Origin of the sequence: Agrococcus jenensis (assembly GCF_003752465.1) — a bacterium.
Lineage (GTDB): Bacteria > Actinomycetota > Actinomycetes > Actinomycetales > Microbacteriaceae > Agrococcus > Agrococcus jenensis.
Window position 1 is genome coordinate 615,003 of record NZ_RKHJ01000001.1, and the last position, 21,645, is coordinate 636,647.

Genomic DNA, 21,645 nt, shown 5'->3' on the forward strand with positions numbered 1-21,645 from the left:
GGGCGGATATGGGGGCTGGCCCCCGCATCCGCCCCACGTCGATTGGTCACTCCCGCCCGTTCCGGGGCTCGATCGGTCACGGATGGCGGCTCAGCGGCCGCCCGGGCAGCCACGAGCGACCAGTGGAAGCCGGGGCGGCCGGGAGCGAGCGCTCGAGGCCGCGCGGGGCGGTGTGCAACCTCTCACCCATGCGGGAGGTTCGGGGCATTCGATTGGTCGCGTGTGGCGGCTCAGCGGCCGCTCGGGCAGCCACCAGCGACCACTCAAAGCCCGGGGCGGCCGGAAGTGACCAATCGAGGAGGCGCTGACGCGGGCGCGGGTGCGGGGGCGGGGTCGGGCGGGGGCGTCAGGGATGCCGCCGATCGGCGAACACCCGCATCGCGTCGCGGACGTACGCGGCCCCATCGGCGCCGCCGTAGTTGGCCGCGAACCGCGGGTCGGCGACGTACATGTCGCCCATGCTCGCGAACATCTCGGGGTCGGGCTCGGCCGTCTGCCAGCCGGCGCCGATCCAGCGGTAGTGCCGCTCGGCGAGCGCCTGCACCCGCTCGGCGTCGACGGGCTCGCCTGCCTCCCGCGCCGCGGCGTAGCCCGCCGCGATGTCGCGGTGCTCCTGCTGGAAGCCGCGCTTGTCGGCGTCCGACATCCCCTTCCACCAGCGCTGCCCGCGCTGCCAGGCGTCGGCGCCCCAGCGCTCCGTCACCTCCTGCTCGTACTGGCCCTGGTCGAACCCGTCGAGCGCTCCTTCTGCCGTCATGGCGGCTCCTTCCTCTCGTGCCCGCAGCGTCTGCTCGACGGCGCGGATCTGCCTCTGGATGCGGTCGGCCTCGCGCGCGAGGTCGGCGAGGTGCGCCGAGAGCGCCTCCTCGTCGGATGCGCGCTCGAGGCTCTCGGCGATCGCGGGGATCCCGACGCCCAGCCCGCGCAGCAGCAGGATGCGCTGCAGGCGGGCGAGCGATGCCTCGTCGTACCAGCGCATCCCACCTGCGTCGGTGCGGGCGGGGGCGAGGATGCCGACGGCGTCGTAGTGCCGCAGGGTGCGGCTCGAGACGCCGGCGAGCTTCGCGATGCGCTGGATCGACCACTCCATGTCGACGACGCTAGGCGTTGACGCAGCGTCAACGTCAAGCCCCTCGCCCCGCGCCATCCGATCCGCCGCCTACGCTGGCTCGCATGCGCCTCGCCCGTTCCGTGCTCGCCGTCGCGGTGGGTGGCGCGATCGGCACGGCCGCGCGAGCGCTGCTCGAGGCCGCGATCGCCGACTGGTGGGCGCTGCTCGTGGTGAACGCCGTCGGCTGCGGGCTGCTCGGCCTCGCGGTCGCCGCGCTCGCAGGGGCGCCCGACTGGCTGCGGCACGGGATCGGCGCGGGGCTCCTCGGCGGCTTCACGACCTTCAGCGCGATCGCGGTCGCGAGCGTCTCGGCGAGCGCGGCGGGCGACGGATGGCCCGCGCTCGTGCCCGCGCTCCCGGGGATCGCGATCGCCGTCGGCATGCTCGTCGCCTGCCTGCTCGCCGCCTGGGCGGGGCTCGCGCTCGGCCGTCGCCTCGCCCGCGGGCGTGCCGCATGACGCCGCTCGAGCTGCTGGCCATCGCCGGCGCCGGCGGCCTGGGCGCGGTCGTCCGCTTCCTGACAGGTGCGCTCGCGCACGAGCGCCCGGTGCGCGCCACGATCGCCGTGAACCTCGCCGCGAGCCTGCTCGCCGGCATCCTCACGAGCCTGCTCGTGCTCGACGACGCGTGGCGCGCGATCCTCGTGACCGGCTTCTGCGGCGGACTCTCGACCTACTCGGCGTTCGCGGTGCAGGCGGTCGAGCAGCTCGAGCACCGGCGCAGCGGCCGCGTGCTCGCGACGGTCGCGGTCACGGTCGTCGGCGGGGCGATCGCCGCATCCGCCGGCCTGCTCCTGGGCGCGATGCTCGCGCCGGCGGCCGCGGCCTGAGGAAGCGGAACCCTATCCCCACGCATCGCGGGGCCACAGCCGACAGGCGGGCTCGATGCTAGGATGGAGGTTGGACTTAAACCGCAGTTCTCTCACCGTTCGCCGGCCCCGGGCCGGCGCAGTCCGCAAGGGGGTCCAGCATGGGACGTGGTCGGCAGAAGGCCAAGCACACGAAGCTGGCGCGCGAGCTGAAGTCGTTCAGCCCGAACATCAACTACAACGTCCTCGCGGCAGAGCTGGGAGCGACCCCCGAGGCCGGCCCCGACGCCGAGAAGTGGGCCGACTACGCGGAGTACGCGCCGGGCACCGAGACCGACGACGACGACTACGCTGACGAGTACCAGACGGGCCGCAGCGCCTGAGCCACCACCCCGGCTCCGCTGCGCCTAGGCGAAGGAGCCGATCGTGACCTCGCACGTGCCCACCGCACCGCTGAACGCGCCCGCCGCCCTCGGCCGGCATGCCACCGAGACGGCACCGGTCTTCGAATCGCTCTCGGTGCTCGACCTGTTCAAGATCGGCATCGGCCCGTCGTCGTCGCACACCGTCGGCCCCATGCGGGCCGCGCTCGACTTCGTCGTGCAGGCGGATGCGTCGGGTCGCTTCGACGAGATCGTGCGGCTGCGCGTCGACCTGTTCGGCTCGCTCGGCGCGACCGGCTCCGGGCACGGCACCGACACGGCGATCATGCTCGGCCTCTCGGGCCTCGCACCCGACACGGTCGAGACGCCGCAGATCGCCGAGACGCTCGAGCGCATCCGAGCGACGACCGAGCTGCGCCTCGGCGGCCGCCGCCCGGTGGCGTTCGACGAGGCGAAGGTCTTCGTCTTCCGTCCGCTGACCGTGCGGCCCGAGCACCCGAACGCGCTGCGGATCACCGCGTACGACGCCGATGACGAGACCATCGCGACCGCCGGGTACTACTCGATCGGCGGCGGCTTCGTCATGCGGCACGACGAGGGCGACGTGCTCTCCCCCGTGCCGGCGCCGGCGATCCAGGCGCATCCGATGCCGTTCCCCTTCTCGCACGGCGACGAGCTCGTCGCGCGCTGCCGCGAGACCGGCATGTCGGTCGCCGAGCTCATGCTCGAGAACGAGACCGCCTGGCGCCCGCGGGAGCAGACGATCGCGCAGCTCGAGCGCATCTGGGAGGTCATGCAGGAGTGCGTGGCGCACGGCATCGCGACCGACGGCATCCTGCCGGGCGGGCTCGACGTGAAGCGGCGCTCGAAGGACTGGCAGGAGAAGCTGCTCGCGCGCGACGCCGCCCCGAAGACCGGCAGGCCTGACCTGCTCGAGGGCATGGAGTGGGTGAACCTCTACGCGCTCGCCGTGAACGAGGAGAACGCCGCGGGCGCCCGCGTCGTGACCGCGCCGACGAACGGCGCCGCGGGCATCATCCCCGCCGTCATGCACTACGCCGACCGCTTCGCGAACTGCGTCGACGACGAGGTGCCGTGGCACGTGCGCTTCCTGCTCGTCGCCGGTGCGATCGGCATCATCATCAAGTCGAACGCGTCGATCTCGGGCGCGGAGGTCGGCTGCCAGGGCGAGGTCGGCTCGGCGTGCGCGATGGCCGCGGCGGGGTTCGCCGCGGTGCTGGGCGCGACCCCCGAGCAGATCGAGAACGCGGCCGAGATCGGCATCGAGCACAACCTCGGCCTCACGTGCGACCCCATCAAGGGGCTCGTGCAGATCCCATGCATCGAGCGCAACGCGATGGCGAGCGTGAAGGCCATCAACGCGGCGCGGATGGCGCAGCAGGGCGACGGCACCCACTACGTCAGCCTCGACACCGCCGTCGAGACGATGCGCCGCACCGGCGCCGACATGAGCGACAAGTACAAGGAGACCTCGCTCGGCGGGCTCGCCGTGGCGTTCATCGAGTGCTGAGCGCGGCACCCGCCACGACGAAGGGCCCGCCGATCGGCGGGCCCTTCGTCGAGAGATGGGTCAGGAACCGGTGGTCGCGTAGGGCGCGACCGCGGCGAAGATGATGCCGAACAGCACGACGGGCCAGAAGATGAACGCCCAGATGAAGCCGAGCACCGAGGTCACGAGGCCCCAGATCGCCATCGTCTTGCCTGCGGGCTCCTTCGCGAGGCCGATGCCCGACAGCACGGCGCCGGCGATGGCGTTGATCCAGATGGGGATGATGATGCTGGAGATGCCGAGGATGAGCCCCCACATCGACAGCTTCTTCGAGGTGGAGGGCGCAGCGCCGTAGCTGGGCGAGCTGCCCTGGTAGGGCTGGTAGCCGCTGGCGGGCTGGTAGCCGCTCTCGGCCGGCTGGTAGCCGCCCTGGGGCTGCTCAGGAGGGGTGTAGGTCATCGTGGTTCCTCGCGTGACGAAGGCTGGTGCAGGGACGCGGGACGCGTCGGCTCCAGCGTAGGGCCGATCACCGGACCACGGCAGGGTCAGACGGCGCCGGCCGTGAGCACCATGGCCATCAGCACTCCGAAGAGCGGCAGCAGGTAGAAGAGCAGCACGAAGAGCAGGCCGATCGCCGAGGCGATGAGCCCCACGATCGCCAGGACCCTGCCTGCCGGCTCGCGCTTGAGGGCGATGAAGCCGAAGACGATGCCGAGGATCGGCACGACGACGAGCGTCCACGCGAAGACGAACGAGCAGAGCCCGAGCACGAGCGCGGTGATCGACAGGCCGCGCTGCGGCTGCGGCGCGTAGGCGTACACGGGCGTGCGGTAGACCGGGGCACCGTAGTGGGTGACGCTCGACGCCTGCGCGGCGGCAGGGTGGATGAGCGGCGCGTCGCGGCCCTCGAGCGGCGGCTGGCCGTAGCGGGCCGTCGGCTGCGGCGGCGCGTAGCCGGGGCCCGGGCGGGCCTTGGCGCTGCCGTGCCGCGGGTCGTTGTACTGCTGCGGGGCGCCGTACTGCGGAGCCGCGTAGCGCTGCGGCCGCCGCGGCTCGCGCTCGCGCTTCGGCTCGGCGCTCGCGGACGGCGGCGACTGCACGGCCGGCGACGCGTCGCGCGGCCGGAAGCGATCCGGATCTGGCTGCATCCCGTACCTCCCTGTGCTCGTCGACGTGTGCTGCTCGGCTCGTTGCACGGCAACCATAGGCCGCCCGGGTCCGAGTCTCCTGGACGTCCCGTGGCAGCTGCGTGGGCGCTCAGCGGTAGACGCCGGCCAGCCGCACGGCGCCGCCGTCGACGCCCTTGGCGCCCTGCACCCATCCCGCGCCCTGCAGCGCGTCGGTGCCGATCGGCTCGACGCGGCCGACGGTGGCGGCGTCGATGCCGGCGCGCTCGCTCGCCGCGACGACCGACGCCGCGTCGGCTTCGTCGACGACGACGAGCATCCCGAGCCCCAGGTTCCAGGTGCCCTCTGCCTGCGTGAGGGGGAAGCCGCCCAGCTGCGCGAGCGCGCCGAACACCGGGGGCACCTGCCAGCCGCTGCGGTCGATCTCGACCGACATGCCCTGCGGCAGCACCCGCGCGAGGTTCGCGGCGATGCCGCCGCCCGTGACGTGCGAGATGGAGCGGATGCCGAGGCCGTCGTCGAGCATGCCGAGCAGCGGGAGCGTGTAGAGCCTGGTCGGCTCGAGCAGCACCTCGGCGGCGACGCCGCCCAGGTCGTCGACCCGGTCCGTGAGCGCGATGCCGCGCTCGGCCAGGATGTGGCGCACGAGCGAGAAGCCGTTGGAGTGCAGCCCCGACGAGGCCATCGCGACCACCACGTCGCCGGTCTGCACGCGCTCGGCGCCGAGCACCGCATCCGCCTCGACGATGCCGACCGCGGCGCCCGCGACGTCGTAGTCGTCGGGCTCCATGACGCCGGGGTGCTCCGCCGTCTCGCCGCCGACGAGCGCGGTGCCGGTGGCCTCGCAGCCGAGCGCGATGCCGCGCACGATGTCGGCGATGCGCTCGGGCACGACGCGGCCGCACGCGATGTAGTCGGTCATGAAGAGCGGCTTCGCGCCCACCACGACGATGTCGTCGACGACCATGCCGACGAGGTCCTGGCCGATCGTGTCGTGCTTGTCGATCGCCTGCGCGAGCGCGATCTTCGTGCCGACGCCGTCGGTCGACGTCGCGAGCAGCGGCTTCGCGTAGGCGCCGGCGGCCGAGAGGTCGAACAGGCCGGCGAAGCCGCCGACGCCGCCGAGCACGCCGGGGCCGTGCGTGCGCGACACGGCGGCCTTCATGAGCTCCACGGCGCGGTCGCCCGCCTCGGTGTCGACGCCGGCGGACGCATACGGATCGGTCATGCTCCCAGGCTACCGAGCCCTGCCACCGCGGGTGATCCTCAACGGAGCGATCGGCGGCGCAAGGGGATAGTGCCCTCGTGCCGCCAGCTGCTCCGTTGAGAGTCCAGCGCGGGTGGTTGGATGGGGGCGGCACACCCACCACTGTCGACGGAGACGCCCATGCATGCACTCGTGACCCGAGGCAGGCCAGGACTCGAGCTGATCGAGCTGCCCGAGCCCGAGACCCCCGCCGGCCATGTCAAGGTGCGCGTGCTGCGCGCCGGCATCTGCGGCACCGACCTCCACATCGACGCGTGGGATGCCTGGGCGCAGTCGGCCGTCACGCCCGGCCTCACCGTCGGGCACGAGTTCTGCGGCGAGATCGTCGAGGTGGGCGAGGGCGTCACCGACTACGCCGTCGGCCAGATCATGTCGGGCGAGGGCCACGTCGTCTGCGGCCACTGCCGCAACTGCCGCGCCGGGCGCCGCCACCTGTGCATCCGCACGGCGAACCTCGGGGTGCAGCGCGACGGCTGCTTCGCGGAGTACGTCGTGCTCCCCGCGTCGAACGTGTGGGTGCACCCGGGCGTGACCGCCGGCTCCACCACACCGGACCAGCTCGACGTCTTCGGCATCTACGACCCGTTCGGCAACGCCGTGCACACGGCGCTGAAGTTCCCGGTGATCGGCGAGGACGTGCTCGTGACCGGCGCCGGCCCGATCGGGCTCATGGCCGCCATGGTCGCCCGGCACGCGGGCGCCCGCCACATCGTCATCACCGACATCGCCGAGCCGCGGCTCGAGCTCGCGCGGTCGCTGGGCTTCCGCGCCTTGGATCCGCGAGGCGCAGCAGGCGGCCCCTCGCCGCTCGCGGCCGTGCAGCACGAGCTCGGCATGCAGGAGGGCTTCGACGTCGCGCTCGAGATGTCGGGCGCGCCGAGCGCGCTCGGGAACATCATCGAGAACCTGAACTTCGGCGGCCGCATCGCCGTGCTCGGACTCCCGTCGCGGCCCATCGAGATCGACCTCGGCAAGGTCGTCTCGCACATGCTCACCATCCAGGGCATCTACGGCCGCGAGATGTACGAGACCTGGTACGCCATGTCGGCGATGGCGCAGACCGGCCTCGACGTGGCGCCCGTCATCACCGACCGCTTCGCCTTCGCCGACTGGCAGGGCGCGCTCGACCGCGCGCGCTCGGGCGCGGCCGGCAAGGTCATCCTCGACTTCACCAGCACCGCCACCGACTCCCAGGGAGCCTGAACCATGTTCTCCGCCCGCGCATCCATCACCGAAGAGCTCGCCGACATCGAGGCCGCCGGCCTCACGAAGCGCGAGCGGCCGCTCGAGTCGCCGCAGTCGGCGACCGTCGTCGCTGGCGGTGCGGAGGTGCTCAACTTCTGCGCGAACAACTACCTCGGCCTCGCCGACCACCCGCAGATCGTCGAGGCGGCGAAGGCCGCGCTCGACGACTGGGGCTTCGGGATGGCCTCGGTGCGGTTCATCTGCGGCACCCAGACCCAGCACCTCGAGCTCGAGTCGCGGCTCGCGACGTTCCTCGGGCAGGACGCGTGCATCCTCTACTCGTCGTGCTTCGACGCGAACGGCGGGCTCTTCGAGACGCTGCTCAGCGCCGACGACGCCGTGATCTCGGACGCGCTCAACCACGCGTCGATCATCGACGGCATCCGGCTGTCGAAGGCCGCCCGCTACCGCTACGCGAACCGCGACATGGCCGAGCTCGAGGCACTGCTGCAGGAGTCGGCCGGTGCCCGCCGCCGCCTCATCGTCACCGACGGCGTCTTCTCGATGGACGGCTACCTCGCCCCGCTCGAGGCGATCTGCGACCTCGCCGAGCGCTACGACGCGATGGTGATGGTCGACGACTCGCACGCGGTGGGGTTCACCGGGCCGTCGGGCGCCGGCACTCCCGAGCTCGCCGGGGTGCAGGACCGGGTCGACATCATCTCCGGCACGCTCGGCAAGGCCCTCGGCGGTGCCTCCGGCGGCTACATCGCGGCGCGCGCCGAGATCGTCGACCTGCTGCGCCAGCGCTCGCGGCCCTACCTCTTCTCGAACGCGCTCGCGCCGTCGGTCGTGGCGGGATCGCTGGCCGCGCTCGACCTCGTCGAGGGGGCCGGCGAGCTGCGCGAGCGGCTGCAGCGCAACACCGTGCGCTTCCGTGAGGCCATGGAGGCGGCCGGCTTCGAGCTGCTGCCGGGCGAGCACCCGATCACCGCGGTGATGTTCCACGACGCGCGGCTCGCGGGCCGCATGGCGGATGCGATGCTCGAGGAGGGCGTCTACGTCACGGCCTTCTCGTTCCCCGTCGTGCCCAAGGGTCAGGCGCGCATCCGCGTGCAGCTCTCGGCGGCGCACTCGGACGACGACGTCGATCGCGCGGTCGCGGCCTTCGCGGCCTCGCGCGAGCGCGTCGCCGCCTGACCGCGCCGTGGGGCTGCTCGACCGCTGGCGGCGTCGCCGCACCGACGTGCGCTGATCGTCGCGCACTGGGTCGGCGCCGGGCACGCGTTCGAGGTGCTGGTGCCGTGAGCGCGGGGCTTTCGTGAGCCGGCGGTGGCCGCCCGCGAGCCCGCATCCGCACCCGCGGCGAGGAGCATCGGGGTACAAGCGGTCATAGACGCCCGCTCCGGCCCCGCGTACCTTCGACGCCATGTCGCGGATGGCGACCGAGCGCGGAGGAGGTCTGCGTGGCGAGCGACGTCGAAGGGCCCGCGCGCCGGGATCGCCGCTGGGCGAGGGTCGCGGCGGCCGCGCTCGGTGCGCTCGCCCTCTGCTCGCTCGGCGTGCCGCTGCTCCACCAGACGCTGACGCAGGCTGCCGCCACGCGCCTGAGCGACGGCACGCTCGCGGCACCGGACCTCGGCGCGGTCGACCTCGGTGGGCTCGAGGGCGGAGCGGCGGACGGCGGCGAGCCGGGCGATCGCTCGCTGGTCGCGGTCGCTGACGGCACGGCTGCTCGCGTCGACGGCTCGGCCGTGCACCTCACGGCCTTCGCGGACGGATCGCGCACAGAGTCGACGCTCGGGCTCCGCGGCGACGTGCTGGGCGTCGCCCTCTCGCCGACGGCGGACCTGCTCGCGGCGGTGGACGCGACCGGCGCGCTGTCGCTGTTCGAGGTCGAGGGTGCCGACGCGTCACCGCTCAGCGCGACGACGGTGCAGCTCGACGACGCGGCCGGCGCGGCGGTCGCGACGAGCGCCGACGGCGCGTACGTGGCGGTGGCGCCCGCGAGCTCCCAGCGGCTCCAGCTGCGCAGCCGCGGGAGCGGTCCCGCTCGCGAGGTGGACCTGGATCGGGAGATCACCGCCGTCGCGTCCGGGCCGGCATCGACGGTGTACGCGCTGACCGACAACGCGGTGTTCGTGCTCGATGCGGCGGCGGGGCGGGTGCTCGACTCCGCCATCCCCCCGAGCGGCGGCCCGACGGGCGTGGCGCTCGTCGACGACGGCGCCGCGGTCGCCGTCTGGAACGACGCGGAGCTGCTGCTGCTCGACCCCCGCTCGCTGCACGCCTCCGCGCGCTACGACCCCGCGGACCCGATCACCGGCGCCGCCGACGGGGCGACCGACGGCACGCTCATGGTCGCCACCGGCGGATCCGTGCCGCGCCTGGCGCTCGTCGAGCTCGGCTCCGGCGCCACCCTCTCGGAGATCCGCCTCGGCACCCCGCTGCCGACGGCCGCCCTCGGCCACTCCCGCGACCCCGGGTCGCTGCTGGTGGCCACGACGCAGGGCGTCGCGCTCGGCTCCTGGGAGGCATCCCGCGTGCCCTGGCCGATGTGGTGGGCGGTCGCCGCCTCGCTCGCGCTGCTGGCAGGCGTCTGCGTCATCCTCGCCGTGCGGGCCGACCCGCGCGCGCTCGTCGCGGCAGCGCCGACGATCGCCGAGAGCTACCCGGCAGTGCTCGCGGTGCCGACCCGCGAGCTCGCCGAGCGCCTGACGCAGCCCGGGCTCTCGCGAGCGCCGCCGGAGGACGCGCCGCGGCCCGGCGAGTCCATCGCCGACCGCATGGCGGCCCTGTCGTTCGACGTCGTCGCGCCGGCGAGCGAGCAGCGGGTCGTCGAGCTCATCCGGTCGGAGGCGCTCGGCACGAGCGACGACACGACGGAGGCCGCCGTCGACCGCATCCTGGTCGGGAGCACGGTCACCGGCGGCGTCCGCAGGCACGGTGTGCGGGTCGGGACGTTCGTCGTCGACCTCTCCCCCGCTGCCGATGACGCGACGCGCGCCCGCTTCCGGGTGCGGTGGTTCCTGACGACGCCCGCGATGGTGCCGTTCGTCGGAGTCCACGAGGAGCACAGCGTGGCGCTCGAACCGCTGCGCGAGCTCGCGGAGCGGCTCGCCCACCGGCTGCAGCACCCGGACGCCTGACCGGGTCTCCCCGTCGCGCCCTCCCGGCGGCGCGGCTCGGCACGCGCGCCTCGGTAGACTGGACTCCTCCCCCCGCGACAGAAGGAGCTCGCCTGTGTGCGGCATCGTCGGCATCGTCTCCGACTCGAGCGTCAACCAGCAGGTCTACGACGCACTCGCGCTCCTCCAGCACCGCGGGCAGGACTCCACCGGCATCGCGACGGCCGAGCACCGCTCGATCCACGTCAAGAAGGCCAAGGGTCAGGTGCGTGAGGCGTTCCGCACCCGCGACATGCGGGCGCTGCTCGGCAAGATCGGCCTCGGCCACGTGCGCTACGCGACCCGCGGCGAGGCGACGAACGAGCTCGAGGCGCAGCCGTTCTACGTGAACGCGCCCTACGGCATCGTGCTCGTGCACAACGGCAACCTCACGAACACGCGCGAGCTCGAGCACGCGCTCGCGACCGTCGACCACCGGCACGTCAACACCGGCAGCGACACCGAGATGCTCGTCAACGTGCTCGGCTCCGAGTTGCAGACGCTCGTCAAGGGCGGCGACCTCGACGCCGAGCGGCTGTTCACCGCCGTCCGCCGCGTGCACGAGCGGGTCGAGGGCTCCTACGGCGTCATCGCGCTCATCGCCGGTCACGGCCTGCTCGCCTTCCGCGACCCCTTCGGCATCCGCCCGCTCGTGCTCGGCTCGCGCCTCGCCGAGAGCGGCCGCACCGAGTGGATGGTCGCGAGCGAGTCCGTCGCGCTCACCGGCTCCGGCTTCCACATCGAGCGCGACGTCGCCCCCGGCGAGGCTGTGTTCATCACCCCCGACGGCGAGCTCGCCTCGGCGCAGACGCACGACGCCCCTGTGCTGCTGCCGTGCTCGTTCGAGTACGTCTACCTCGCGCGCCCGGACTCGGTGATGAACGGCATCAACGTCTACGAGTCGCGCCTGCGCATGGGCGAGCGGCTCGCTGACACGATCGAGCGCTACACGCCCTCCGGCGCGATCGACGTGGTCATGCCCATCCCCGACTCGTCGCGGCCCGCCGCGATGGAGGTCGCGCGCCGCCTCGGCATCGAGTACCGCGAGGGCTTCTACAAGAACCGCTACGTCGGCCGCACCTTCATCATGCCCGGGCAGCAGGAGCGCAAGAAGTCTGTGAAGCAGAAGCTCAACGCGCTCGAGAGCGAGTTCCGCGGCAAGAACGTGCTCGTCGTCGACGACTCGATCGTGCGCGGCACCACGAGCCGCGAGATCGTCGAGATGATGCGCTCGGTCGGCACCAACTCCGTCACGTTCACCTCCGCGGCGCCGCCCGTGCGCTACCCGCACGTCTACGGCATCAACATGCCGTCGCGCGCCGAGCTGATCGCCTCCGGCCGCTCGATCCCGCAGGTCAACGAGGCGCTCGGCAGCGACTTCCTCGTCTACCAGGAGGTCGACGACCTGCAGCGCGCCATCCTCGACGGCTCCGACATCCAGGGCCTCGACATGTCGTGCTTCACGGGTGAGTACGTCACCGGCACCGTGACCGACGAGTACCTCGACTGGGTGGAGCGCACGCAGCTCAGCTGAGCGCTGTGTCGGGTCAGGCGACCCGCTCTCGCGGGGCGGGAGCCCACGCGCCGAGTCCTGCCACCAGGCAGGCGATGGATGCGCCGAGCACCACGTCCGGCAGCGGCACGCTCGTGAGCAGCAGGGCCGCGATGGCGGCACCGAGCGCTGCCGCGAGGAGCAGCAGCGTCACCGCGCGCGGCGCGAAGGTCACGCCGGAGCGTCGCGCGAGCTCCGCGAGCGCGACCGCGGCCGCGAGCCCGATGCCGAGCACCGCGGCGCTGAGCACGTCGAGGGCGCCGGGGCGCGCGATCGGGGCGACGAGGGCTGCGGCCCCGGCGAGCGTCGCGAGCAGCGCACCGCCGCGGCCGAGCCCCAGCCGCGCCACCAGGCGGGCCAGCGGCGGCCCCGCGAGCCCGCCGATCGCCAGGGTGAGCGCTGCGGGTCCGGCCGGCTGCGGCTCGTCGGCGCCGAGCGCAGAGAGGGCGGGGCGCAGCGCGACGACCGCTGCCGCGCCGGCCACTGCGACCGCGAGCAGCGGCAGCAGCCGCGCGGGCGGCGCCGATCCGGTCGCGGCGGGCGCGCTCTCGGGCTCGACATCGGCCGCAGGGCGGACGAGCAGCGCGAGCGCCGCGAGCTCGAGCAGCGCGACGACCGCGAGCACGACGAGCGCCGGCTGGCCGAGCGCTGCCGCCGCGGCGACGAGCGCCGCGCCGCCGGCGAGGCCGAGCAGGCTCGGCGCGAGGCGCACGCGCGGCGCGAGGCTCGGGTCCGCAGCACCGGCGGCGCTCATCGCGCGCGCGTGCATGCCGGCCGCGGCGGCGAGCGGCGCGACGAGCACGGCGGTGTGCAGCTCGCCCGCGAGCAGCGACGCGACCGCGACAGCGACGACCGCGACGAGCGAGAGGACGAGCGCGCCGACGACGACGCTGCGCGCTCGGGCGCGCAGCGGCAGCAGCACGCCGATCGCAGCGGTGCCCGCGGCGACCGCGCCGCCCAGTGCCAGCGATGCGGGCGCGATCGGCTGCGAGGCGACGAGCACCGCGGCCGCACCCCAACTGGCGCACGCGAGGGCGTGCGCCAGCCCGAGCCGCGCACGCGGCACGTCAGGCCTCGCGCGGGCGGTCGTCGTCGGTGGCCAGGTCGCGCGCATCAGCGCGGCCGGGGCTGCGGCCGGGGCCGTCAGCGTCCAGCGCGGTGGGCGCGTCGACGCCGGGACCGGCGTCGAGGTGCTCGAACGCCGCCTCACCCGCGTCGGCCGCGGCGAGCTCGTCGAGCGTCTCCCGCTCGCGCGTCTCGACCCGCTCCGCGACGGCGGTGCGCGTGCCCTTCGCGAGCGAGCGGTCGACGATGAGCGCGACGATGCCGCCGACCGCGGCCCCGGCGACGAAGCCGATCACGAGCACGAGCCCGATCACCGCGGTCGTGTCGACCGGCTGGCCTGCTTCGTTGACCGCGGGCTCCGTGATCGACGACAGGATCCAGGCGATGACGATGCCGAGCACCGATCCGATCGCCATGAAGACGCCGTACCTGGGCGAGCGTCGCACGGTCACGCTGAGCTCCTCGCGCGTGGTCTCGTGCTGCTGGCCCTCGTCGCCCTGCGGGGCCGGCTCGCGCGTGGCATCCATGCCGACCAGCATCCCACGCGCCCGACGACGCATCCGCAACCGAGCCGGTGCGGGGAGGTCGGGATCGTCGCGCCGGCCGACCACGGACCGGGTCGAGGAGCTCAGCGGCGGTGCTGCCGGAGCGAGTTCAGGCTGAGCGACGTCTTCGAGAGCGCGGAGGTGCGCAGCGACGACCGTGTGAGCGACGAGCCGCGATGCACCACCCGCTCGTGGTCGGCGAGGTCGAGGCGCCCGATGAGTGCGGCGACCTCGTCGGACGGATTCGGCAGCTGCCGCTGCTTCACGCGCGCAGCCTCGTCGAAGGCCGCCTGGCGCACCCGCTGCGCGGCCTGCGTGCCGGCGTCGCCGATGCGCGTCGCCTGCTGCACGCGGGTGTCGACGCGCTGGCGCAGCTCCTCGATGCGGCCCAGCCGCTCGCCCCCGGGGCCACCGGCGCGCGGCTGCTGCTGCGGCTGGGGCGCTCGCTGCGGCTGCGGCTGCGGGGGGCGCTGCTGCTGCGGCTGGCGCTGCTGCGGCTGCTGCGGGCGCTGCTGCTGCGGCCGCTGCGGCTGCTGCTGCGCGACCGGCTGCCCGGATCGGCGGGCGCGCTCTGCCTCGACCTCGCGGCCGAGCGACTCGATGCGCTCGAACCAGCCCTGCTGGCCCGACGGCTGCAGGTGCTCCGCCTGCGCCCGGGCCTCGCCGTAGCGCTGCCCCACCTCGTTGCGCGCCTGCTGGACGCCGCCGCGCGCCTGCTGCACGCCACCGCGCACCTGCGCCTGCGCCCGCTGCGTCGCGCCGCGCATGAGCGAGCGCAGCGCGCCGAAGCCGCCGCGCAGCATGAGGAAGCCGACGAAGGTCGCGCCGCCCGCGATCAGCAGCGGCGTGAGCGCCATCTCGATCGCGCGCTCGGGACCGACGACGAGCGCCGTCTGCGCGACCCAGCCGATCCACTGCCAGAGCGCCGGGACCCCGTTGAAGAGCAGGATGACGCCGATCACCGTCACGACGAGGGGACCGATGAATCCCTGCGGACGGACGACCTGGGCCATGGACTCAGTATGGGGGCACCGGCTGGGATCCGGGCGGCGGGGTGACCGCAGCGCGAGAGCGCCGTCGCGTCAGCGCTCCACCGGGCGCTCCACCGGGCGCACGAGCGGCAGCCACGGCGAGACGTCGGCGCGCACGCCGGAGGCGCGCACGACACCGCGACCGACCGCCTCGGCCCACGTCTCGGCGCCGGTGGCGAGCGCGAGCCACGTCGCGACATCGGTCTCGATGACGTTCGGCGGCGTGCCCCGCGTGTGACCGGGTCCTTCGACGGCCTGCACGGCGCCGAAGGGCGGCACCCGCACCTCGACGCTCTTGCCCGGCGCCCGCTCCCCGAGGCACTGCAGCGTGTAGCGCACGGCGAGCGCCGTGTCGGCACGCGCGGCGCCGGGCTGCAGCGCGGCGCGCACGGCGTCGACACCGTCGAGGTCGGGGATGCGCTTCGGCATCCCGCCAGGCTACGCGGCCGCCACGGGGCGCGCCGCCCGCGCGCGGGGCCGGGTCGCCGCGAACCAGCCGAGGCCGAGCAGCACGAGGAGCGTCACGTCGACGACATCGCCGCCGTAGTACATGAGCTGCGCCCCCGCCCGCGCGTCGACCGGGTCGAAGCCGGCGGGCGGATGCGCGAAGAGCCGCTTCGCGAGCATCGAGTGCACGGCGATGAAGGCGAGCAGCACCGCGGCGCGCACGGCGAGCGGGGCGCGATGCGGGTCGGGGTCCCGACCCACGAGCGAGGCGGTGAAGAGGTAGCCGGCGAGCAGCACGTGCAGGTGGACGACGGCGTGCACGAAGGCGGAGCCGTGCATGAGCGCGAACAGGCCGTCCTCGTCGGCTGCGGTGCCGTAGAGCAGCCACAGCCCCCCCGGCGTTCAGCACGCCCGCGACGACCGGGTGCGTGAGCCACCGCACCGGGGGTCGGCGGAGGAGGCGCGAGAGCGCGCGAGCCTCGTCGACCGGCAGCGTCCGCAGCGCGAGCGTGACGGGCGCCCCGAGCACGAGCAGCAGCGGCGCGACCATGCCGAGGAGCAGGTGCCCCGCCATGTGCGCCGTGAGGCTCTCGTGCGCGGCCCTGGCGATCGGCCCGATGGCGAGCGCCGCGCAGGCGAGGCCGGCGAACCAGCATGCGGAGCGCCCGACCGACCAGGGGCTCCGCCGGCGCGACGTCCAGAGGGCGATGGCGTAGAGCGCCGCGGCGACGCCGAGCGCCGTCAGGCCAGCACCCTCCACGACGGCCCACGCGTCGACGGCGGTGCCGTGCGGGTGCGCGGCGGCCGCGACCGGCGCGCTCACGCCCGGTGCCGGGTCCGCCAGAGCACGGCGAGGCCGGCGACGAGCAGGACCGCGGCCGATCCGGTCCACGCCAGGTCGTAGGGCAGCAGGTCGACGTCGTAGCGCACCTGGTGGATGCCGAGCAGCTTGTGGTTGACGAGGGCGTCGAGCAGCTGGAAGCCGCCGAGCCCCGCGAGCACCGCCCCGGTCCACCGGCCCCACGGCAGCGCGTCGCGCCGGCGGGCGTCGGCGAGCAGGAACAGCCCTGCGACCGTCATGCCCCACGCCACGGCGTGGAAGAGCCCGTCGGCCGCGAGCGCCACCTCGGTCGTGGAGAGGTCGTAGAAGTGGTGCCACTGCAGCAGCAGGTGGAGCACGAAGAGGTCGACGACCGACGCGGCGATGCCGGCGCCGAACAGCACCCCGGAGAGCACGAGTCGCCGGTCGGTCGTGGAGCGCTCGACGCGACCGGGCGTCGGGCGTGCGTCGGCGCTCGTCACGGTGCGCTCCCCTCGGGTGTCGTCGCACCCATCCTCCGCACGGCGGCTCGCCGGTGTCAACGGCGGCGAGGCGGGCCCGCCCGGGCCCGGCGTCCAGCGCACTCATCACCGATGCATCCGTGCCCGCGACACCGCGCACCTCCCGGCTTCGTACAATGGACCGGTGCGGATCCTCGTTCTCGGCAGCGGCGCGCGCGAGCACGCCATCATCGCGGCACTCCTGGCGGAGGGCGGCCACGAGATCACGGCCGCGCCCGGCAATGCCGGCATCGCGCAGGACGTCGAGGCGGTGCGCATCGACATCAAGCACCCCGAGCTCGTCGCCGAGTTCGCCGTCGACGGCGCCTACGCCCTGGTCGTGATCGGCCCGGAGGCGCCCCTCGTGGCCGGCGTCGCGGATGCGCTCCGCAAGGCGGGGGTGCCCGCGTTCGGCCCGACCAAGGCCGCGGCCGCGATCGAGGGCTCGAAGTCGTTCGCCAAGGCCGTCATGGCGCGCGCGGGCGTGCCGACCGGCGCCGACACCACCGCGACGACGCTCGACGAGGTGCGCGCGACGCTCGACGCATCTGCGCCGCCGTGGGTGCTGAAGGCCGACGGCCTCGCCGCCGGCAAGGGCGTCATCGTCACCGACGACCGCGCCGCCGCCGAGGCGCACGCGGAGGCGTTCCTGCCCGACGGGCCGCTGCTCATCGAGGAGTTCCTCGCCGGCCCCGAGGTGAGCCTGTTCGTGATCACCGACGGCGTGCACGCCGTGCCGCTCGCGCCCGCGCAGGACTTCAAGCGACTGGGTGACGGCGACGCCGGGCCGAACACCGGCGGCATGGGCGCCTACTCGCCGCTCCCCTGGCTCGCGGACCGCTACGGGAGCGAGCAGGCGTTCGTCGACGAGGTGGTGCAGACGGTCGCGCTGCCGACGATCCGCGCCATGGCCGACGCCGGCACGCCGTTCACCGGCCTGCTCTACTGCGGCCTCATCGTCACCGACGACGGCGTGAAGGTCATCGAGTTCAACGCGCGCTTCGGCGACCCCGAGACGCAGGTCGTGCTGCCGCGCGTCGAGTCGGGCCTCGGCGAGGTGCTGCTCGCCGCCGCGAACGGCTCGCTCGGTGCGGCGCCGCCGCTCGTCTGGAGCGCTACCGCCGCGGTCGCCGTCGTGCTCGCGAGCGAGGGCTACCCCGGCGACCCGATCACCGGCCGGCCCATCACGGGCGTCGACGAGGCGGCCGGCCTCGAGGGCGTGCAGGTGCTGCACGCCGCGACCGGTGCCGGCGAGCACGGCCTCACGGCCACCGGCGGACGCGTGCTCAACGTGGTCGGCACCGGCCCGACGATCGCCGAGGCTCGCGAGCGCGCCTACGCAGGCCTCGCCCGGATCGGGCTCGAGGGCGGCCAGGCGCGCACCGACATCGCGGCCGGCGCGTGACCGACGCGCCCGCGCTCGAGGGCTGGGACCTCGTCTACAGCGGCAAGGTGCGCGACCTGTACGTGCCCACCGGGCTCGACCTCGCGAGCGCGCCCGAGATGCTCATGGTGGCCTCCGACCGCGTCTCGGCGTTCGACCACGTGCTCGAGCCCGCCATCCCCGGCAAGGGCGAGCTGCTCACGACGCTCACCCGCTGGTGGATCGAGCGGCTGGGGCTGCCCGCGCAGCTCGCGCCCGAGGGCGACGAGCGCACGCCGGCCGCCGTGCGCGGACGCGGGATGCTCGTGCGCACGCTCGACATGCTGCCGGTCGAGTGCGTGGTGCGCGGGCGCGTGACCGGCTCGGGGCTCAAGGAGTACCAGCAGGTGGGCTCGATCTCGGGCGTCCCGCTGCCCGAGGGCCTCGTCGACGGGGATGCGCTGCCGCAGCCCATCTACACGCCCGCGTGGAAGGCGCCGCAGGGCCAGCACGACGAGAACGTCTCGTTCGAGCGCACCGTCGAGCTCGTCGGCGCGGAGGACGCGGCCGCGATCCGCGACCTGTCGCTGCGCGTCTTCGAGCAGGGCGCCGCGATCGCGGCGGAGGCGGGGCTCGTGCTCGCCGACACCAAGCTCGAGTTCGGGCGGGACCGCATCACCGGTGAGCTCGTGCTCGCGGATGAGGTGCTCACCTCGGACTCGTCGCGGTACTGGGACGCGGCGCCGCTCGCCGAGGGCCGCGTCGAGTCGTTCGACAAGCAGATCGTGCGCGACTGGCTCAGCGAGCACTGGGACGGCGAGGGCGAGCCGCCGGTGCTGCCGCCCGAGATCGTCGAGCGCACCGCGGCGCGCTACCGCGAGCTGCTCGAGCGGCTCACCGGCAGCGAGGTCGAGCCGCTCGTCGGCTAGGGCCGCTCGTCGGCTGAGGCCGCTCGTCGGCTGGGGCCGGTCGTCAACTGAGGACGGTCGTCGGTCAGCGCGCCACCCGCTGACCGACGCCGGACTCAGGCCCGGGATGCCCGGGCGACGAGACCGCTGAGAGCGAGACCGCCCGGAGCGAGACCTCTACGGATCAGACTTCGGGCGCGTTCCAGGTGTCGCAGGCGCCGACGCCCTCGTTGTAGCCGGTCGACAGCCAGCGCATCCGCTGCTCGCTCGAGCCGTGCGTCCAGCCCTCGGGGTTCACGCCGCCGCCGCCCATCTGCTGCAGGGCGTCGTCGCCGATCGTCTCCGCCGCGTTGAGGGCGTCGCTCATCTCCTGCTGCGTCGGGGCGACCAGCACCGGCGCGCCGCCGTCGTCGTCGCGCGTCTGCGAGGCACCCGCGATCCACGCGCCGGCGTAGCAGTCGGCCTGCAGCTCGCTGCGCACGGCCGACGACTGGGGCCCGGTGTCGCCCTGCTGCACGCGCTCGAGCTGGCCGGTGATGCCCTGGATGTGGTGGCCCCACTCGTGCGCGAGCACGTAGAGCTGCGCGAGGGAGTCGCCGGAGGCGCCGAACTGGTCGCGCATCTGCTGGAAGAACGTGGTGTCGATGTAGATGCGCTGGTCGGGCGGGCAGTAGAACGGCCCGACCGCGCTCGTCGCGCCGCCGCATCCGGTCTCGACCTGCCGGTCGAACAGCTGCACCGAGGGGTCGGCGTACTGGATGTTGTTCGCGGCCGCCGTCTCGGTCCAGAACCGCGAGAGCGAGTCAGCCCCGCCCTCCATGCGGCAGGTGACGTTGCCCGGGTCGTTGGCCTCCTCGCCGGTGCAGCCGGTGACCTCTTCGCCCTGCGACTGGGTCTGCGACTGCGGCTCGATCGGCGACCCCGGTGCGAGACCGGTCAGGTCGACGCCGAAGACCATCGAGACGATCACGAGGATGACCGTCAGGATGCCGCCGCCGCCGACCGCGATCGCGCCGCCGCCGCGGCCGCCACCGCCGCCCCGGCTCACCGTGCTGGTGTCGAAGTTCGCGTTGCCCCTGAAGGTCATGGACAGACAATAGCCCGGCGGCGGTGCGGGGCCGCCGGGAATCCCGGCGCCGCGGACGGCACCGGCCGCCGACGGCATCCGCCGCATCCGTAGACTGGAGGCGCACCCCCACCCCTCGAGCCCCAGGGAGCGACCCATGGCCCTCATCGTCGTCGACGTCATGCCGAAGGCGGAGATCCTCGATCCGCAGGGCAAGGCGGTCACCCGCGCGCTCGCCCGGCTCGGCCACGGGGCGGTGGGCGACGTGCGCGTCGGCAAGCGCTTCGAGCTGCAGGTCGACGGACCGGTGACGGACGCCCTGCTCGCCGAGGTGCGCCAGGTCGCCGACGACGTGCTCGCGAACACGGTCATCGAGGACGTCGTCGACATCCACGTCGTGGACGAGGCGGCGCAGGGAGCCTCGCTGTGAGGGTCGGCGTCATCACCTTCCCCGGCACGCTCGACGACCGGGACGCGCAGCGCGCCGTGCGGCTCGCGGGCCACGAGCCGGTCGCGCTCTGGCACGGCGAGCACGACCTGCACGGCGTCGACGCGCTCGTGCTGCCGGGCGGCTTCTCGTACGGCGACTACCTGCGCTGCGGCGCGATCGCCGCGCGATCGCCGATCATGACCGAGGTCGTCGACGCCGCGGAGCGCGGCATGCCGGTGCTCGGCATCTGCAACGGCTTCCAGATGCTCACGGAGGCGCGGCTGCTGCCGGGCGGCCTCGTGCGCAACCAGACGGGCGTCTTCGTGCGCCGCGACCAGGTGCTGCGCGTGGAGCGCACGTCGACCGACTGGACGAACCGGTTCGCCGAGGGCCAGGAGATCGTCATCCCGCTGAAGAACGGCGAGGGCCGCTTCGTGGCGACGCCCGACGAGGTCGCGCGCATCGAGGGCGAGGGGCTCGTCGTGTTCCGCTACGTCGGCGACGACCCCAACGGCTCCGTCGACGCGATCGCCGGCCTCGCGAACGCCAAGGGCAACGTCGTCGGCCTCATGCCGCATCCTGAGCACGCCGTCGAGCTCGGCTTCGGCCCGACGACGACGCGCATGAAGGCGGGCCTCGACGGCCTCGACATCTTCAAGTCGGCGCTCGAGCGCATCGCCGCCTGACGGCCTGACCCGCCTCTCCCTCCCGCACCCCGCACCTCCTCCCGACCGCGTTCGCACAACGCAAGCCCCCGCGCCGTGCTCAGCCGCAGACCGTGCGGCCGACGCCGCCGAGCCGCGCGATCACCCGTTCGGGCTTGCGTTGTGCACCAGGGCAGGGAATGTAGGCTGGCTACATGACGGATGCGATGCGCACGACCTCGACCGGACTGACGCCCAAGCGGGTCTACCGCTCGCTCGCGATCGCGGAGGCCGTCACCTGGACGCTGCTCATCGCGGCGATGATCGCGAAGTACGGCTTCGAGGTCGACGCGCTCGTGCCGATCGCCGGACCCATCCACGGCTTCGTCTTCCTCGCCTACGCCGCGATGCAGCTCGTCATCGGCCGCAACCAGCGCTGGTCGGCCGGCACGGTGCTGCTCGGCATCGTCACGGCGGTCGTGCCCTACGCGACCGTGCCCTGGGAGCGCCGCCTCGAGCGCCGCGGCGCGCTCGAGGGTGCCTGGCGCACCGAGCCGGGCGATGACCCGCGCGACGCGACCGCGACCGACCGCGCGTTCCGCTGGGGCGTGACCCACCCGATCCTGCTCGCCGTCGTCGCCCTCGTCGTCGTGGCCGTCGTGTTCGCGGCGCTGCTCACCGCGGGCCCGCCGAGCGAGTGGTTCGCCTGAGCGCTC

Annotated in this window: 24 protein-coding genes and 1 pseudogene; 13 read left to right on the top strand and 12 right to left on the bottom strand. The window is 74.0% G+C overall.

The window, feature by feature from the left end:
• Window positions 1–346 precede the first annotated feature (346 nt).
• The gene (locus EDD26_RS02985; protein ID WP_123696343.1) at window positions 347–1,090 is read right to left on the bottom strand and encodes a MerR family transcriptional regulator; all 744 of its coding nucleotides are present in this window, start codon (window positions 1,088–1,090) and stop codon (window positions 347–349) included.
• Window positions 1,091–1,173: 83 nt separating this feature from the next.
• Here EDD26_RS02985 and EDD26_RS02990 point away from each other — a divergent pair, with 83 nt between their 5' ends.
• From EDD26_RS02990 to EDD26_RS03005, 4 genes are all read left to right on the top strand, one after another.
• Window positions 1,174–1,569, top strand: coding sequence for a FluC/FEX family fluoride channel (locus tag EDD26_RS02990; RefSeq protein WP_123696344.1), 396 nt, complete (start codon window positions 1,174–1,176; stop codon window positions 1,567–1,569).
• Window positions 1,566–1,940: a fluoride efflux transporter FluC gene (locus EDD26_RS02995; RefSeq protein ID WP_123696345.1), complete on the top strand. Its 375-nt coding sequence runs from the start codon at window positions 1,566–1,568 to the stop codon at window positions 1,938–1,940. Before EDD26_RS02990 ends, EDD26_RS02995 begins: the two co-directional genes overlap by 4 nt.
• A gap of 140 nt (window positions 1,941–2,080) precedes the next feature.
• Complete coding sequence (locus EDD26_RS03000; RefSeq protein WP_123696346.1) at window positions 2,081–2,302, top strand: DUF3073 domain-containing protein; 222 nt, start codon at window positions 2,081–2,083, stop codon at window positions 2,300–2,302.
• Window positions 2,303–2,372: 70 nt separating this feature from the next.
• Window positions 2,373–3,833 carry an L-serine ammonia-lyase gene (locus EDD26_RS03005; protein ID WP_123698415.1) on the top strand — a complete coding sequence of 487 codons (1,461 nt, stop codon included), beginning with the start codon at window positions 2,373–2,375 and terminating at the stop codon, window positions 3,831–3,833.
• A gap of 60 nt (window positions 3,834–3,893) precedes the next feature.
• Here EDD26_RS03005 and EDD26_RS03010 read toward each other — a convergent pair whose 3' ends face one another.
• The 3 genes from EDD26_RS03010 to purM all read right to left on the bottom strand — a co-directional run bounded on the left by EDD26_RS03010 (window position 3,894) and on the right by purM (window position 6,167).
• Window positions 3,894–4,271, bottom strand: a complete 378-nt coding sequence (locus tag EDD26_RS03010) for a hypothetical protein (RefSeq protein ID WP_123696347.1) — start codon at window positions 4,269–4,271, stop codon at window positions 3,894–3,896.
• Between the two features lie 86 nt (window positions 4,272–4,357).
• Complete coding sequence (locus tag EDD26_RS03015; protein WP_123696348.1) at window positions 4,358–4,960, bottom strand: DUF4190 domain-containing protein; 603 nt, start codon at window positions 4,958–4,960, stop codon at window positions 4,358–4,360.
• Window positions 4,961–5,069: 109 nt separating this feature from the next.
• A complete protein-coding gene (gene purM / locus EDD26_RS03020; protein WP_123696349.1) occupies window positions 5,070–6,167 on the bottom strand; it encodes a phosphoribosylformylglycinamidine cyclo-ligase in 1,098 nt (365 codons plus the stop codon).
• A 159-nt stretch (window positions 6,168–6,326) separates the two neighbouring features.
• On the opposite strand from purM, the gene tdh reads away from it, so the two are divergent.
• From tdh to purF, 4 genes are all read left to right on the top strand, one after another.
• Window positions 6,327–7,409, top strand: coding sequence for an L-threonine 3-dehydrogenase (gene tdh, locus EDD26_RS03025; RefSeq protein WP_123696350.1), 1,083 nt, complete (start codon window positions 6,327–6,329; stop codon window positions 7,407–7,409).
• Between the two features lie 3 nt (window positions 7,410–7,412).
• On the top strand, window positions 7,413–8,591 hold the full coding sequence (locus EDD26_RS03030; RefSeq protein WP_123696351.1) for a glycine C-acetyltransferase: 1,179 nt from the start codon (window positions 7,413–7,415) through the stop codon (window positions 8,589–8,591).
• 266 nt (window positions 8,592–8,857) lie between these two features.
• Window positions 8,858–10,540, top strand: coding sequence for a WD40 repeat domain-containing protein (locus tag EDD26_RS03035; protein WP_123696352.1), 1,683 nt, complete (start codon window positions 8,858–8,860; stop codon window positions 10,538–10,540).
• Window positions 10,541–10,634: 94 nt separating this feature from the next.
• A complete protein-coding gene (gene purF / locus EDD26_RS03040) occupies window positions 10,635–12,092 on the top strand; it encodes an amidophosphoribosyltransferase (protein ID WP_123696353.1) in 1,458 nt (485 codons plus the stop codon).
• Between the two features lie 13 nt (window positions 12,093–12,105).
• On the opposite strand, the gene EDD26_RS03045 is transcribed toward purF, so the two are convergent.
• The 7 genes and pseudogenes from EDD26_RS03045 to EDD26_RS03070 form a co-directional block, all read right to left on the bottom strand.
• Complete coding sequence (locus EDD26_RS03045) at window positions 12,106–13,176, bottom strand: hypothetical protein (RefSeq protein ID WP_148058676.1); 1,071 nt, start codon at window positions 13,174–13,176, stop codon at window positions 12,106–12,108.
• 1 nt (window position 13,177) lies between these two features.
• Window positions 13,178–13,702 (bottom strand): DMT family transporter, encoded by a 525-nt coding sequence (locus tag EDD26_RS14590; RefSeq protein WP_170165511.1) that lies wholly within the window; start codon window positions 13,700–13,702, stop codon window positions 13,178–13,180.
• Between the two features lie 101 nt (window positions 13,703–13,803).
• A complete protein-coding gene (locus EDD26_RS14595; protein WP_170165512.1) occupies window positions 13,804–14,733 on the bottom strand; it encodes a hypothetical protein in 930 nt (309 codons plus the stop codon).
• 69 nt (window positions 14,734–14,802) lie between these two features.
• Window positions 14,803–15,180, bottom strand: coding sequence for a sterol carrier family protein (locus EDD26_RS03060; RefSeq protein WP_123696356.1), 378 nt, complete (start codon window positions 15,178–15,180; stop codon window positions 14,803–14,805).
• 9 nt (window positions 15,181–15,189) lie between these two features.
• Entirely contained in the window at window positions 15,190–15,537 is a 348-nt protein-coding gene (locus EDD26_RS14970) for a cytochrome c oxidase assembly protein (RefSeq protein WP_281273308.1), read from the bottom strand.
• Window positions 15,538–15,643: 106 nt separating this feature from the next.
• A pseudogene (locus tag EDD26_RS14975) lies at window positions 15,644–16,090 on the bottom strand (cytochrome c oxidase assembly protein); the annotation flags it as partial.
• Window positions 16,018–16,500 carry a DUF2243 domain-containing protein gene (locus tag EDD26_RS03070; protein WP_123696357.1) on the bottom strand — a complete coding sequence of 161 codons (483 nt, stop codon included), beginning with the start codon at window positions 16,498–16,500 and terminating at the stop codon, window positions 16,018–16,020. The pseudogene EDD26_RS14975 and the gene EDD26_RS03070, both read right to left, overlap by 73 nt.
• A gap of 163 nt (window positions 16,501–16,663) precedes the next feature.
• Between EDD26_RS03070 and purD the strand changes: the two genes are divergently transcribed.
• Together purD and EDD26_RS03080 are read left to right on the top strand one after the other, a co-directional pair.
• Window positions 16,664–17,923, top strand: coding sequence for a phosphoribosylamine--glycine ligase (purD, locus tag EDD26_RS03075; protein ID WP_123696358.1), 1,260 nt, complete (start codon window positions 16,664–16,666; stop codon window positions 17,921–17,923).
• On the top strand, window positions 17,920–18,810 hold the full coding sequence (locus EDD26_RS03080) for a phosphoribosylaminoimidazolesuccinocarboxamide synthase (protein WP_123696359.1): 891 nt from the start codon (window positions 17,920–17,922) through the stop codon (window positions 18,808–18,810). The genes purD and EDD26_RS03080 overlap by 4 nt, the downstream gene beginning before the upstream one ends.
• A 163-nt stretch (window positions 18,811–18,973) precedes the next feature.
• On the opposite strand, the gene ypfJ is transcribed toward EDD26_RS03080, so the two are convergent.
• The gene (gene ypfJ, locus EDD26_RS03085) at window positions 18,974–19,876 is read right to left on the bottom strand and encodes a KPN_02809 family neutral zinc metallopeptidase (protein ID WP_123696360.1); all 903 of its coding nucleotides are present in this window, start codon (window positions 19,874–19,876) and stop codon (window positions 18,974–18,976) included.
• 136 nt (window positions 19,877–20,012) lie between these two features.
• Here ypfJ and purS point away from each other — a divergent pair, with 136 nt between their 5' ends.
• The 3 genes from purS to EDD26_RS03100 all read left to right on the top strand — a co-directional run bounded on the left by purS (window position 20,013) and on the right by EDD26_RS03100 (window position 21,639).
• Window positions 20,013–20,285: a phosphoribosylformylglycinamidine synthase subunit PurS gene (gene purS / locus EDD26_RS03090; RefSeq protein ID WP_123696361.1), complete on the top strand. Its 273-nt coding sequence runs from the start codon at window positions 20,013–20,015 to the stop codon at window positions 20,283–20,285.
• On the top strand, window positions 20,282–20,971 hold the full coding sequence (gene purQ, locus EDD26_RS03095; protein ID WP_123696362.1) for a phosphoribosylformylglycinamidine synthase subunit PurQ: 690 nt from the start codon (window positions 20,282–20,284) through the stop codon (window positions 20,969–20,971). The genes purS and purQ overlap by 4 nt, the downstream gene beginning before the upstream one ends.
• A gap of 173 nt (window positions 20,972–21,144) precedes the next feature.
• Entirely contained in the window at window positions 21,145–21,639 is a 495-nt protein-coding gene (locus tag EDD26_RS03100; protein WP_245989725.1) for a DUF3817 domain-containing protein, read from the top strand.
• Window positions 21,640–21,645: the final 6 nt, after the last annotated feature.